Origin of the sequence: Bacillus sp. BPN334, from assembly GCF_008368885.1 — a bacterium.
Classification (GTDB): Bacteria; Bacillota; Bacilli; order Bacillales; family Bacillaceae_G; genus Bacillus_A; species Bacillus_A wiedmannii.
Genome location: NZ_QOZW01000001.1, coordinates 44,106 through 58,947, shown reverse-complemented (window position 1 = coordinate 58,947; position 14,842 = coordinate 44,106). Strand labels below are relative to the sequence as shown.

The window sequence follows — 14,842 nt, the reverse complement described above, 5'->3', positions numbered from 1 at the left end:
TCCAATTAGAATTTTAAGTCAGTATTGTATTATAAGAATTCTTGTCTTGAATTCTAAGAGGTGAGAGTAATTTTTTTAAAAAAATCTTGATATATAAATCTGAAATGTATAATATATAGGTATATTGTTAGTTTATTTGATTCCGTTTATTCCCACACCTTTTTTTGTGTTGTGGTTGAGTTGTAGAAGCAAGTTGCGTCTTGTTTCATTTGTGAAAGGGCTTCTTTGAGCCGATTAGTGTATATATAGTTTATTTTGCTATGCACACTTTTAATCGACTTGAAGAAGCCCTTTTTGTGTTGTTTTCAAGTTTGCAGGCGGGGTTATTTATTATTCATAAAATAACAAATTAAACAGTAGAGGAGATAATAAAATGAAAAAAGATTGTAGTCACTTACAACTAGTACCAACAGTAGAGGAACATAAAGCACGAATGGAAAAAAATCAGAAATCATATGCTGCACCAGCGATGTCATCTGAATCAAGAGCAAGAGTAAATCAAATGAGAGGATGTTTTGAAGCTGAAATTATACTACCAGATGGTAAATTTCAATACTTTAAACCAGACACTCTTAATGAAAAGATGGCCATTCACGAAATAGCTTTATTTATTGAAGGCATCCAAGAGGCAAAAGAAGGCTATGTCATCTTATGGCGCTTTGTCGGGCAACCAAGTTTTTATCATGGGACAAAGATCGTAGCTGAACCAAAGTTTCGTAAAATCATGCGTAAGCTGAAAGATTATTTTTTCGATTACGAAGAAATTGTTTATGAAACTGAAAAATAATAAAGATAGAGGGTTATGAAAGTGAAAAAAAATAATATTTGGATAGTAGTGGATGATCCAAAAGAGCAGGAAACAAGAGAGCAACCCAAAGATCCGGATGATATTTTTTCTGGTATGGATGAGCTATTGGAGATTACAGATGCAGAACTACCATTTTAGTAAAGTCGAGGTAGTTTATAGAGGATAAAAGGAAGAACTAAGTGATGTATATACTTGGATCTTCCTTTTTTTATTGCAAAAAAGAACTTGGAGGGAATTATTATGCGTATAGGAAATGATTTGGCGGCTGGATTTTATCCAACACCATTAACAGAAGGGAAACACTTAATACAGTTATTACAAATGGAATCAGAGCGAGCTTATGCTTGCTTTGATCCGTGCTGTGGAGAAGGGACAATTTTACGAAGTTTTGCAGATGAGGTGAAACAAGTTGATATACAACTTGATACATATGGGGTGGAATTAGATGCAAATCGATATAACAAAGCAAAAGAGCAATTAGATGTTGTAATACGCTCTGGTTTTGAAAATATGATGATTAGTCATGACTATTTTCCACTCATCTTCTTAAATCCACCGTATAATACGGAGCTTCGGACAGAAAAAAAGAAATCAGAGAAAATGGAATTTAATTTCTTAAAGCGTGCGCACCATTATTTACAAGACGGTGGCGTTATCGTGTATGTCATTCCATACGATCGTTTTGCTCAAGATGACATTAGCTACTTTTTAGCTAAGAATTACGAGGAAATGGGATTAATGCGTTTTGGTGATGAAAATGAAGAATTTGAGCAATTTAAGCAATGTGTCTTTATCGGGCGTAAGCGTAGAGCTACGAAAAATGATACATATTTTAATGATCGATTCGCTAATTTTTGTGAGAATATGTCAGACCTAGATTTTGTTAAAGCAAATGTGAATACATTAGCGCAAATGGTGAATCGTAAGAGTTGGGTTATACCTGAATTACGACATGAAAATAAATTGATTTTCACATCTCGCGTGGATTATAAAGATGCATATGAAGGTGTAGGTAAATCAGAGGGGATCTTAACATTAAAAAAACGCTTAAATAGGGGGAACGGTTACTCACTCCAAGGCGAGAAAACAGCTGCAGAGAGAGCAAAGATGCCAATTGCTTCTGGACAATTAGGACTATTGCTGATAACGGGTGTGGCAGATGGATTGCTTGGTGAAGGTGATACACTTCATGCTGTTCGTGGATCTGAAAATGTGTATTTTGAAACTTCATTCGAGAAACTGGAAACAACAACGAAAGAAGTTGTATTACAAAAACGCCGCGCGAAATTTATCACAGCAACACCAACTGGTGAAGTCAAAGAGCTTGTCTAGGAAAGGAAGAGAACTATGTCTGTACTGTTAGGGATTGGAGCACTATACATTGTATGGGAGTTTAGCGGTCGTATTTTACGTATTGCTATTGTTCTTACAGTCATTTGCCTATGTGCATCTCAATTTGGTGCAGGTGAACATTTTGTAGTGTTAGAGCAATTCTCACTATTCCAAGGTGCAGGCGATATGCTACATGCGGCTGAACAATCATTACCGGAGTGGAAACAGTTTATAGATTTTTAGCCAATAAATTGAATGAGTAGGACATGAAACGTATCGAATAAGATGCGTTTTTTATTTTAGGAGGGAAACTTATGTTACAAGAAATAATTAAACAAGATACATTTGACCAGGAACAAACGCCAGCGATGTTTCAATTGGAGACAGGCACTGCTTCACATTCAGCTTTCTGCTTTGCTATGGCAGTTAATCATAACAACCAAATGCAATTTGCAGTGTTAGGTGCGAATGACAGTACATTAAAGTCATTCAGAGCAGCCATATCAATGGGTACTAGTCGTTTGTATTTTGGAGAGGGACAAAAAGAAAAATTACATTATGTATTAGGCAAAAAAATGAATGTAAATTCGAAAGGACAATTTGAGTTTATAAATACACAAATAGTAAATAGAAAAAAGGCAATTATTGCGTTTTCTAAAGAATTAGAAGAAAAGTATATTGTGGCAATTGATGAAGCACCAGAAATGCAAGTAAGAGATTTCTTAATGGCTCCTCCGTATGGTCTCCCAATTTTAGAACAATGGGCGAAGCCAATTTATGAAGAGATGTTAACAAGAAATTTGTTACAACCATTAAATGTGTATTTTGATAGGAATGAATTTACTTCTCTATCTATTGCGCAGGTAGCGTTAAAAGAAGAGGATTGTAAAGAGTTTTTATCAGAAATGATACGTACTGGAAAATGTCAATTCCCGCAAGAGGGTACAGGTGAAAAAATCAATGAAATTAATGATTTAAATGAATATTTACTGGAATATTCGCCTGTCATGCTTGATAAGGTAACAAAATTAGATGAGCCTTTACATCAACCGATGAAAGAACAGGCATTATCTCATTTTGATACATATCAAAGACCTTTATTCCCTGTACAGGCACATGTAGCAACAGGTGCAGCAAAAGCATTACAAGTGCAAAAAGGGATCATTATACAGGGGGAAATGTCGAGCGGAAAAAGCGCAATTATGACAGCGACAGTAGATGGATATTTCCATTTGACAGAACAAAAGGGATATCGTACCTGCGTATTTGTTCCACCGACTCTAACTGAGAAGTGGGCAAAAGAAGAAATACGACACTTAATACCAGACGCAGAAGTACATCTGATTAAACGTACAGAGGATTTAATACGTATTCATCAATCATGGATTCAGGCTGGAAGACCAAAACCAGAAAAACCAACCTTCTTTGTCATTAGTTTTACTACGATGCGAGGGGATTCTATTAAACAGATGCCATTGCCTTATAAGCAAATTGCACTTTCCAAGAAGTCGGAGGAAGAGATGCAAAGATATTATAAGAATGGATATTACTGTCCAGATTGTGGTGCAAAGTTACGTAAAAAAACATCTTCCATTATGGTTCACCAAGCTAATGGAGAACAAAAAGAAGTCTGTCAGTATAAAGATTTTACAGGAAGTGACTTAGATTCGAAAACAAATAAAAACAGTGTATGTGCTGATTGTAATTCAAATATTTGGAGTCCAAAAGTAAAAACCAAATATGCAAGTTTTAAAGATTGGACCAAATATGAAAATAAATTAGTGCAAGCAATAAAAGAGGGAAATAAACCGCTGCAAAAACAACTAGAGCTAGAGAATCGTGTGAAGCCATATGATGCGAAACAAACAGGACGAGCATATCGAAAGGTAGCTACCGTTGAGTATATTCGTAGAAAAATGAAACACTTCTTTGATGCTCTTATCGTTGATGAAGTTCACGAATTAAAAAGTGAAACAGCACAAGGAACTGCTTTAGGAAGTTTAGCAAAGGTTTGTAAGAAAGTCGTAGCTGGAACAGGTACATTATTTGGTGGGCGCGCAAGCGATGTTTTCTATACGTTATGGCGTTTATTCCCTCAAAAAATGGTGAAAAGTGGTTTTGAATATAGTTCTTTAATGGAATGGAATGAAACCTACGGAAACATCGAGAGAACATATTACCATGATGGTGAGGTCACATCTAATATAGCTTCACGCGGAGCGCAAGGTACATTAGATAAAACTAAGGTCGTACCTGGTATTTCACCTTATGTGTTTACTCAATTTTTAATGGATACAACCATTAATGTACGCTTAAAAGATGTTTGGCCAAATCCTGTGGAGTTAATTAATGTACCTACGATTCTTGTAGATATGTCGGAAGAACAAAAACAGGCTTATGAGCATATGAAAGAGTCTTTTGAGAAAGCGATTGAAGGGGCGAAAGGTACACCGGATGTTGGGAAACTATGGCTCTCTTATATTCGTACAGGAAATTCGTATCCAGACAATATGAACCACTATCCAAACTATCACTTAGATAACGCGGAAAAGGAATTGGTTTGGTCCAATAATGAATTCAGATTTGATGAGGATTGTATACAGCCGAAGGAGAAGAAGTTGCAAGAAATATTGCATACTGAAATTTCTGAAGGCCGTCCAACTATCATTTATGTATCTGATACAGGATCTACAGTGAAAGAACGAGACATTCAGCCTCGTTTACAGAAGGTTGCTGAGCAAGTACCTGGTGCAAAAGTAGCTATTCTTCGCACGAATACAGTTAACCCGCCAAAGCGCAGTGCATGGTTAAAAGAGCAAGTAAATAGCGGTGTGAATGTTATCATCTGTTCGCAAGAATTAGTTAAGGTAGGATTGGACTGTGCGACAAGAAGTCGCTAATAAATAGTGCTTCATTATGAAGTCACCTTAGTCATGAAAGGTGTTCCCGCTCGAAGCTGCTATCTGAGTAATCGGATTGTTGGGTTGCATGAGAGTTAAGTGTCCAACGGATAACGTTACACAGACGTTTGAAGGGGCTAGGGAAAGTTTGAGAATGTGTAAGCGTAAAGCTGAATCTTTGTAATCTTCGTCACCGACAACGAGTGTACTGTGATTGAACAAGCTCGTAGATGCAGATAGGAAAGGCTCGACGGTCAAAGAGTCGTATAATGACCCATAGATCTGCCGGAGTAAAGAAGGACACTTACCTTAAACGAATCTATTATTAGTGGAACTTGTTAAGCCCTATGAAGTCCTCATAAATCGTGTGAATCGTTTTAGCCGAGAACACTATGAATAAGGTAATCAAACCGTAAGGTGCGACTAATTCTTCAGAGGGTATAGGAGGTTGGAGAAAGCGAATGCCGCTATATCGAAAGATAGCAGGAAATCATAACTGAGCGGATAGTGTCTTTTGACATAACTTGAAAAAGTGCTGAATTCCTACTGGTCTTCAACACGAAAGAAAGCGGAAAGAGGAATCTTATAAAGGAGGAACATGTTATGAATACTGTCAATATGAAGTCGGCTGTTTCTCCACAGGTAACTCAATGGAACTCCATACAATGGAAGGAAATTGAAAACTATGTGAAGAAACTTCGACAACGAATCTATCGTGCCGAACAATTCGGTAATAAACGTAAAGTGAGAAAACTTCAACGTCTAATGTTGAGAAGTAAGGCAAACCTGTTATTAAGTATTAAGAGAGTAACGCAAATCAATCAAGGAAAACGTACTGCTGGAATTGATGGGATTACTACTAACACACCAGAGGATAGAGTTAAATTGTTCCACTTATTAAAAGGGTATAGTGTTAGAAATATTAAGGCATTTCCAGTGAAAAGAACTTATATTCCTAAGAAAAATGGAAAGAAAAGACCTTTAGGGATTCCAGTTATCAAAGATAGGATATTTCAAAATGTGGTTAAAAATGCACTAGAACCTCAATGGGAATGTCGCTTTGAGTCTATGTCTTATGGATTTAGACCCAAACGAAGTGCTCATGACGCTATGGCAAACCTTTTCCTTAAATTAAGTAGAGGGACTAATAGAGCATGGATATTCGAAGGTGATTTTCAAGGTTGTTTTGATAACCTGAATCATGAGCATATTTTATCCTGTATAGAAGGTTTTCCTTATAGTAATGCAATTAACCAATGGTTAAACGCAGGATGTATAGATAATAAAACCTTCTACAAAACAGAAACTGGTACTCCACAAGGGGGAATTATTTCACCTTTATTAGCTAATATCGCTTTACATGGAATGGAACAGGAATTAGGAGTAAGATACCATTTCCCAAAAAGGGATGGAGCTATGTTATATCCCGATTCAATTGGGATAGTAAGATATGCAGATGACTTTGTTATAGTGTGTAATTCTAAAGAAGAAGCTGAAAGTATGTATGCTAAACTTCAACCTTATCTTGATAAAAGAGGGTTAAAATTGGCAGAGGAAAAAACCAGAGTAGTACACATTACTGATGGTTTTGATTTCTTAGGCTTTAATTTTAGACAATATCCTACTAAAGAAGGTTCACAACTCTTCATCAAACCATCCAACCAAAGTGTCAAAAAAGCTAAAGAAAAGATAAGCGAAATATTTAAATCTCATAGAGGACGTTCAATTGGACAATTAATCAGAAAACTAAATCCAGTTATAACAGGTATAGCAAATTACTGGTCACCTGTTGTAGCAAAAGTAATTTATGGCGATATTGACAGCTATATTCATAAGAAGGTAATGCACCATCTTAAATATAAACATCACCGAAAAGGCGCTAGATGGATAAATAAGAAATATTTCCATCCAGACCATACAGGTGTTAGCCGAGATAAATGGTTACTAACGGACCCTGATAATCACAAAAATCAATTGATTCGTATGAGATGGACACCAATTGTAAGACATGTACTGATTAAGTACAAGAATAGTCCAGATGACGCTAATCTTAAAAAATACTTCGCAAAAAGGGATGAAAAGATATTCAATAGGTTCAATACAAATTCTAAGAGAAAATTAGCGAAAAAAACTAAATATAAATGCAGAGTTTGCAACAACTCATTAGTTGGAGATGAACCACTTGAAAGTAATCACATTGTTCCTAAAGTTATAGGTGGAAAAGATGAGTACGATAATCTTGAATTACTTCATTGTAGTTGTCATAAACAGCACCATGCCCTTTTAGAATGGTACGGGAACGGAAAACAGCTACCTAAAGTACAAGCTTATTTAAAATCTCAAAAGATACCTATCAACAGCAAAAAAGCAGTTAGAACAATGTTGAACACATTTAAAAAGTTTAAATACTAGATTGTTAAGGATAAAGGGAGGCTTGAGCCGTATGTGCTGAAAGGTACAAGTACGGTTCTTAGGGGAGAAAGAGTTGGTAACACCTCTGACTTACCCGACTGCTGGCGACACCAACACTAATTTTCTACCAACTATCATTTAGCTTATTTACGTTGAACCAAGCTGCAAGAAGACATTGGCGCATTGGTCAAACAAAGCAATGCAGAACTTTCTATCTTGGATACCGAGAAACATTCCAAGAACAGATGGCGCAATTAATTGCCCAAAAGAATAAAGCTGCTGAAGCAATGAACGGTGATGCAACAAGTGATGGGTTAAATGCAATGCTTGGTGATACTGGGGATCTACAAACATTATTAATTCAAAATATCAAGAGTGGGAATCAGTTAAAGGGTTCAACAGAAGAATGGACACAAGCGGCATCGGAAGAATCTAAGCGAGTACTTGCAAATATCGGTAAAGTAATTACACCAGTGTTTGAATCGATTGAAATTCAATTTACAAATTGGGTGAAAACATTACCGAGTACATTTGATGTATCGTTTATGGAAGATGCGAAATTTGTGCAAAAAGCTATTGAATGTATCAAAGAAGAAAAAGTAACTGGCGTTGTTGTAAAGCAACGTAAACTTGAAATTGACGGAAATGTAGAAGATATCATACGTACTTTAACAACACTGAATACCGATAAGCGTATGCTTGTACAAAAACAAGATATTGCATTATGGGAAGAATTGATTGTGAAAGTAGATACTTCTCAAAAGAAAGGCAAACGAAAAAGTAAAGTAATTGAAGGACAATTTGAGTTTGATTTATTCGGTTAAACGAGAGGGGAAAATTATGTTTACGAAACTTCTTATCGCATTAATTTGCTATATGTGTTTTGTAGTTTACAAAAAAAAGAGAAACATGGTGATAGAGAAAAAGAAAAAGGAGAAAGGACCTGAACCGGTGGAACGACCTGTTTATTGGTGCCCGAGAGAAAATAGGCCTATAGGTAGGGAACAAGAACGTGTTACTGTTCCAACAAAAGAAATTACTTTAGAAAAGGATGTAGCAAATATATACGATTTAGTTGCTACATCTATTCGAATCAATGTAGGTGAAGAAGAAAAAACGTTAGAGCAGGACAAGGAAGTTGCAAAAGAAGTGGAGTATGTTGAAGAATTTCATCATGCTCCTGCTTCTGAAGCAGTATATGAATTTTCTTTTCCGAGTGATGAGGATATACCAGAGGAAATATTAGAATATGAGGAGATATTTCAGGAACTAGAACAGTTGCCAATACCAATAGAAACAGAACAGAACCTACCTTTTACACAAGAAGTATCAAGGGTAGATGATATGAATGTGGTCAGTTGGACTGCAAAAGTAATAGGAAGCGAACAAGGACTGACGCGCGTACTGAATATGTCGGATAACAAACGTTATTGGATCCATACAGAGGGAGAAATCTTACCAGAAAATCAACCATTGTATATAGAATTACAAATTGATTCACCGTATTCTTATACATTAGTTGAATGGAGTGATAGACAACTAGGGAATATATAAAACAATTTCCTAGTTGTATTTTTATAGATAGATAGTATGAATGCAGCATTTATCCACTCATTTGTACAAGGATAAAACATTTTTTTATTTTTGTACAAATGAGTGGGACAGAATGATTCACCATATAAGGATATTCGACTATAATGAGACATTGTACGTCATTGTAATATTAAAATGTTTTAAGATTAAGTGATTAATAATCTTAAAACAGGAGAACCGAGAACTCTCCGCAATATTACAATGCTTAAAATAGATAAAATCCAAACATGAGGATTATATGAATTAAAAAATATTTTTGAGTTAAAAAATAACAATTTTGAAAGGTGAATGTAAATGAATATTAATTCCCTAAGTAACAATGTAGTAGAAAAATTAGAACAAACGGTGCGCTATGAAAGGAAACAAGTTGAGGTATTACGTGTAAGTAAAAGTAGCTCAAATGTACATGCTTACATGATTTTCCCGGAATTCTCAGAGGTTAAAATTTCAAATACCGAACTGGATGAATATATAGAAAACCTGTCAACAAGCGTGAAGTATGTCATTGATCGCAAGTTGAGTCAACAAGAAATTGAAAAGCAAAATCATTCTTTCATTATGAAGTGTGCAGTTGAGGAAGATGGTGTGATAGATGATGAAACACTTCATTTTAATACGACGTATGTTAAACCACCAACAATTGCAAATAAAGTATTTAAATTGGTGTGTGGATTAGGAAATCGTCTAGATAGTCTAAAAGAGTTACATATTACAGTATTAAATAATAATATTAACCGAATTGAAATTGAATTTTACAATGAAAATGAAACATACATTGCAGTAGAGAAGGAAGAAATTGCGAATGCTATTATGGGAGCATATACGAAAGCAAATATTTATTATGCAGCAGATCTTTATTATGTTGCGGAAGGAAATCAAATCAAATTAAAGAGCATTAAACCAAAATTAGCGGGTGATGTGTGATGAAACAAGAAAAAGGGATGCTTGGAGTCCTATGTACGCTTGTTTTAATGATTTTACTACTTATACCCTTACAAGCGGCTCAAGCTTCTGTAAAACCAGGTTTTAATGAAGGAAAAGGGAGCGAACTTTCGTCGTCCTTTCAAAAGGGATTAAACAATCGAGCAAAAACATCAGAGAAAGATGATTCATTTGGTTCATCAATCATTCAAAAGATTGAAGGTATGTATGCACCGACTTTTAAAACAGGTGTAAATATCTTTTCTATTTTGTTTGTATTAGGCGTCATTGTTATGGTTATGGCATTGATTACGAAGAATGGTCAATGGATGAAGTGGGCAACTGGAAGTATGATTTTTTCATTTGTTAGCATGATGTCTCTGAGACTAGGTGTGTACTTCTTGTTCAGTTCCGATGTGGTTTCGTTTATGAATATTTTTACGGATTTTTTAGACCTGTTTAAAGCAACAGCACTTATTTTCACACCATTTATGTTAATCGCAGGTATTCGTTTAAGAAGAATTCACGAGAGTACGAAACAGCCCGAATATTACCGTTGGTCCAACCGTGTCATAACGGGATCTTGTTTCCTGTGTATGTTAGCTGTACTCGCTCCATGGCTATTTGCTAATATATAAAGAATCATATATAGAGATAGAAGAGGTACTGAATTTACATTCAGTACCTTTTATCTACCTATGAGATTTCTTCTTTCGTATTCTGCAAATATTTCCTCTGATATTGGAGATAATATGCCACTTAAGTACACAGCTGTATATAAAAAGTACTGTTTGTCTCTTGTTTGGATGGTAAGTGTTCCATATTCCTCGTTATAGGGGACAATTCGTTCAATTTTTAGTTGTTTTTTGTCGCAAATGATTGTCTTAATTGCATAGAGGTTATGTGTTCGTAATCTTTCAATATGCAAGCAAGTACGCTCTAACAGATAGAATATGATTGTCATTTGCAGAATGAAAACAATTTTTAGTAGAACCGGTATATTTGCAAAACAGACCAGGAAAATAGAAACTAAGAAAATATTTAATTTCGAAAACCATTTTTCGAATTGTAGCATTGAAAAAATACTTTCTTTCGTTTGAAACACCTGAAATCTTGTTATGAGGAATAATATTATGAAGATTTCTTCATAACTAAGCCAAATTTGCCATTCTGAATCAGAAATCTCCATTGCTACGTAAATGATAACAGTAACGAAAAGGATTGGAACCAATTGCACGAAGCTAAATAATATCGTATGTTCTATCATTCTCTTCTTATAAATATGATTAGTGATTGAATCCAAGTTTTTTAACTCCTTCTGCAATTTTCATGATGACACCACCAATAAGGAGATGGTATTCACCAATTCCTTTTTCATTTACATACCAACACATATAGTGCCTAATACCTTCTTTTGCACCGTGATCATGTAAAGGGAAAGGAGAAGCATATTTTTGTAGGGAGGAATTAATATCAAAAGGGACTTGTTCTGCAAGAGCAAAGCGTTTCTTTGAGTCATTTACAATCCAGCAACCATAATTTGCTGCTCCATACCATATTGCATCTTTAAGAATAGGGTCAATAGAAGGTTGTTCTGGATAATTTTCAGCTAGTATTTGTGCTTTTTCTTCACGAAGTCGTTGATGAATATGTGAATTCAATGGTTCTTCCGTTCCGATTTCATAGGTTTCCTCAAAATTCCCACACTCATAAGGAATAAGGGGACTATTTGAATCAGCTGCTAATTGTAGACTGCAAGAATCCGATTTTGAAAGATAGTATACACAGTCTTTGCAGGTGAAATAGTTTGAAAAAGCTGAATTTGTTTTTTGATCTGTTACGGTATTATCTACTACAAGTTTTAACATATCTATCACAATCCTTTATAGGCTATTTCTAAATTTAATATAGACGTATCATATCATGCTTATTTTTAATTGTAAATATTTTCCATTTAAAAATACCCTAATTTATTTTGAAAGGAATGTTTGTTTTGAAAAGAAATCGAGAATATATTGTTTTGCGAAATTCTATCTTAATAGGTTGGTTGCTTACAATTATCGTTATAGGTCTATCTATCTATTTTTCATCTATCGTATATTTACTAATTGGTTGTTTCATTTTATCGCTAAAATACGGATTAATGGGTACCGTCAAGAATGTGGAAAAACGTTTGCCTACCTGGGCAAATTTTGGGGTTATTGAAAAACCAGTAAATCGAAGAGTGACAAGACCGTTTCCGTTTAGGGGTGGGCTCATTGTTTCATTAGCCTTAGGATTTGTAGAGATGGTGATAAAAGGCTTATGTATCTCATATTTTATTTTAGGATTAGAAACATATATCTATCGTCTAATGCGCAAAAACGTAAGAGTGTGAAAAGGAGGATTTTACAATGAAAGTATTGATATTCGAATTAGTTCTCATTGTAATTCTAATTCCATTGAATATTGTTGTGAAAAAACATGTACCAAAATGGAAAGGGAAAGTCGGAGAAAAATTAGTGAAGCGTACATTGAGCAAATTGGATTCAGAAAAGTATTGCGTGTTACATGATGTTACGGTTCTCACTGAGTATGGTGATACAACTCAAATTGACCATATTGTTATCGCAGAAACAGGTGTATTTATTATAGAAACGAAGAACTATGAAGGATGGATCTATGGTACTGAGAAATCAGCAAGATGGACACAAGGTATCTTTAGAAAGAAACAATCTTTTCAAAATCCATTAAGACAAAATTATAAACATATGAAAGCAATTGAATGGATAATGGAGCAACAGCTGCCGTCCATCTCAATTGCAGCGTTCCATCCAAAATGCAGTCTAAAAAGAGTAAATGTTCAATCTAAAGATAAACATGTCCTATATTATAACGATCTACAAAAATGTATTGAATCATATACTGAAGCGCAACTAACAAATGATGAGGTCCAGCACATCTACCAAACTATATTGCGAGCAAACATTACGGATAAGGATATTGAAAAGAAACATGTGAAATATTTACATAATAAGTTTGCTAAACAATAAGAAATGGAGAAAGAGACATGTTATATGTAATAGGGTTCTTAGTAATCTCCATAGTAGCTATTCGTCTTAACATGAAGTATTACAAGTTAAAAGGGGATTCGAGCGATTTTATAATGAAAAGGAATGATTAAGTTTTCTTTACTTAAGCTAAGAAAGAGTGCATATCTCTTCTTAGCTTATTTTTTATAAACTGAGGATATATGATATATACAAATTCGTAATTAAAGAGTTTATAGCAGTCGATCTATAAAAACAGAAAATTCAGTATTTACTTGAGAAAATACAACTATATTAATTTAATAATTGAAAAATTCTTACTTATATAGGAATATTATTCCAAGGGCCCCATATTGGATAAAAGGAGAATATTGTATGTTAAAAAAAATTAGAGTATCATTAATTGTTCTATTTACAAGTATTTTATTACTACAATCTCAAGCATATGCCGATTCTTTAGATGATGGACAATTAGTGTCAGAAGAAACTTTTATTATATTAAAAGATGATAAAAATGTTGAAGAGTATACTAAAAAGCTTAAAGAAAATGATAATGGCCAAATTGAGAAACTAGCAAAATCTATAACTACTAATACAGAAAAAAATAACAATACACATAATTCAGGCATTATAGATAATAACGGCCCGGAGTCTTTAGCATTAGATGGTGTCGCGACTATGGCTTGTTCGTACAAAAAATCAACTGATGATATTGTATGTAATTGGACAGGTACTTTATTTTCAGATTTTATCAATTATTCATACATGAAAGTAGATTGGTATATAAATGATGGTTGGTTCTATGTTAATAATTTCAAATATCCAGTTAATGGAGCCACAAATAGTATTTCAAATCAAGCAATTATGGATGTAGGTGGATTTAAAGGGACGTACAGCGCTCATTTAAATGGATCAGTAGAAGGTAGATATGGTCTGTATACACTGTCTAGCTGGTCTAAAAAAATATATATACCTTAATCCAAAAATATAGAAAACAATTACAGAAAAGTCCTATATAATTGTTTATATGTAATTATATAGGACTATAATATTTAAAAAAATATTAAATCGACCGTAAAGAAGGAGGAAATATATTTTGTTTGATTGGATAAATGAAACAGAAGAACCGCAGTATAATTTCCATATAGATAAACGAGAGTTTTCATTTGAAAATATAGAAACTACAAGCACGTTAACTACAATGAGTCCATTATGCCTACTTTTCACTTCCCCTGAATTAAAATCTACAGTTGATATATATCATATTTTCCCGATTGCAAATGAATATTCATTAGGTGTTGTATTGAGTGAAATTGTACCTCATTATAAAGAGGCGAAAAAGAAGATAATAGATGGACAAGTTGTAGAAATACATACAATAGGATTAAAAACTAATTCTAAAGCATTATTAGAAAAGCTTTCGAATTGTATTGAAAATGAATTTGCGTTCGATTTGTACAAAGAAGACAAACAGACACGACCAGTAAACCGTAATAAAGTGAAATTTTATTCGGTAGATATTAGTGCGATTAAACCTATATCTTTTAATGGAATAACGGAAGTTCAACGATTTATAGAAAATACGTACTTTGCAAAAAGCGGAAACATTAATTTCGCACCTAAAGGATGGAAATTAGACTCTTCTTTAATAGAATCAACTACACTGCGCTTATTTGCTACATTTGCAAATAAAATTGTTTTAGTTGTGAATGAAGAGGATCAAAGTGTAATAGGTTTAGATATTTTTGGATAAGTGAGTATGTATCGTTTTCCATTTTACACCAATAGGAACTGATAATGAGTGTAGGACGAGCGCACTCCTCTTGAGGTGAATTTCATTTTTTTAG

The 14,842-nt window shown here is 34.2% G+C and carries 15 protein-coding genes and 1 pseudogene; 14 read left to right on the top strand and 2 right to left on the bottom strand.

The features are described from left to right. The first annotated feature begins 373 nt into the window (after window positions 1–373). The 10 genes and pseudogenes from DN393_RS00310 to DN393_RS00270 all read left to right on the top strand — a co-directional run bounded on the left by DN393_RS00310 (window position 374) and on the right by DN393_RS00270 (window position 10,604). A complete protein-coding gene (locus tag DN393_RS00310; RefSeq protein WP_149173134.1) occupies window positions 374–787 on the top strand; it encodes a DUF6018 family natural product bioysynthesis protein in 414 nt (137 codons plus the stop codon). A 21-nt stretch (window positions 788–808) separates the two neighbouring features. Next, entirely contained in the window at window positions 809–946 is a 138-nt protein-coding gene (locus DN393_RS31290; protein WP_179958482.1) for a hypothetical protein, read from the top strand. 102 nt (window positions 947–1,048) lie between these two features. After that, window positions 1,049–2,140: a DUF6094 domain-containing protein gene (locus tag DN393_RS00305; RefSeq protein WP_149173133.1), complete on the top strand. Its 1,092-nt coding sequence runs from the start codon at window positions 1,049–1,051 to the stop codon at window positions 2,138–2,140. Window positions 2,141–2,155: 15 nt separating this feature from the next. Continuing rightward, window positions 2,156–2,383 (top strand): hypothetical protein, encoded by a 228-nt coding sequence (locus DN393_RS00300; RefSeq protein WP_149173132.1) that lies wholly within the window; start codon window positions 2,156–2,158, stop codon window positions 2,381–2,383. Between the two features lie 71 nt (window positions 2,384–2,454). Continuing rightward, complete coding sequence (locus DN393_RS00295; RefSeq protein WP_149173131.1) at window positions 2,455–5,040, top strand: DEAD/DEAH box helicase family protein; 2,586 nt, start codon at window positions 2,455–2,457, stop codon at window positions 5,038–5,040. Between the two features lie 603 nt (window positions 5,041–5,643). Further along, on the top strand, window positions 5,644–7,452 hold the full coding sequence (ltrA, locus tag DN393_RS00290) for a group II intron reverse transcriptase/maturase (protein ID WP_149173130.1): 1,809 nt from the start codon (window positions 5,644–5,646) through the stop codon (window positions 7,450–7,452). Window positions 7,453–7,550: 98 nt separating this feature from the next. After that, a pseudogene (locus DN393_RS00285) lies at window positions 7,551–8,276 on the top strand (hypothetical protein); the annotation flags it as partial. Window positions 8,277–8,292: 16 nt separating this feature from the next. After that, entirely contained in the window at window positions 8,293–9,006 is a 714-nt protein-coding gene (locus DN393_RS00280; protein WP_149173129.1) for a transposase, read from the top strand. 333 nt (window positions 9,007–9,339) lie between these two features. After that, window positions 9,340–9,969, top strand: coding sequence for a hypothetical protein (locus DN393_RS00275; RefSeq protein WP_149173128.1), 630 nt, complete (start codon window positions 9,340–9,342; stop codon window positions 9,967–9,969). After that, complete coding sequence (locus DN393_RS00270) at window positions 9,969–10,604, top strand: hypothetical protein (RefSeq protein WP_149173127.1); 636 nt, start codon at window positions 9,969–9,971, stop codon at window positions 10,602–10,604. The genes DN393_RS00275 and DN393_RS00270 overlap by 1 nt, the downstream gene beginning before the upstream one ends. A 50-nt stretch (window positions 10,605–10,654) precedes the next feature. Here the strand turns inward: DN393_RS00270 and DN393_RS00265 are convergent, their stop codons facing one another. Then, a complete protein-coding gene (locus tag DN393_RS00265) occupies window positions 10,655–11,269 on the bottom strand; it encodes a hypothetical protein (RefSeq protein ID WP_149173126.1) in 615 nt (204 codons plus the stop codon). Beyond that, on the bottom strand, window positions 11,253–11,834 hold the full coding sequence (locus DN393_RS00260; protein WP_149173125.1) for a hypothetical protein: 582 nt from the start codon (window positions 11,832–11,834) through the stop codon (window positions 11,253–11,255). Before DN393_RS00260 ends, DN393_RS00265 begins: the two co-directional genes overlap by 17 nt. Window positions 11,835–11,959: 125 nt before the next feature. Here DN393_RS00260 and DN393_RS00255 point away from each other — a divergent pair, with 125 nt between their 5' ends. From DN393_RS00255 to DN393_RS31815, 4 genes are all read left to right on the top strand, one after another. Further along, window positions 11,960–12,343, top strand: a complete 384-nt coding sequence (locus tag DN393_RS00255; RefSeq protein WP_048548690.1) for a hypothetical protein — start codon at window positions 11,960–11,962, stop codon at window positions 12,341–12,343. A 16-nt stretch (window positions 12,344–12,359) separates the two neighbouring features. Further along, the gene (locus DN393_RS00250; RefSeq protein ID WP_149173124.1) at window positions 12,360–12,998 is read left to right on the top strand and encodes a nuclease-related domain-containing protein; all 639 of its coding nucleotides are present in this window, start codon (window positions 12,360–12,362) and stop codon (window positions 12,996–12,998) included. A gap of 372 nt (window positions 12,999–13,370) precedes the next feature. Next, window positions 13,371–13,973, top strand: a complete 603-nt coding sequence (locus DN393_RS00245; RefSeq protein ID WP_149173123.1) for a hypothetical protein — start codon at window positions 13,371–13,373, stop codon at window positions 13,971–13,973. A 118-nt stretch (window positions 13,974–14,091) separates the two neighbouring features. Continuing rightward, complete coding sequence (locus DN393_RS31815) at window positions 14,092–14,748, top strand: hypothetical protein (protein WP_255449616.1); 657 nt, start codon at window positions 14,092–14,094, stop codon at window positions 14,746–14,748. Window positions 14,749–14,842: the final 94 nt, after the last annotated feature.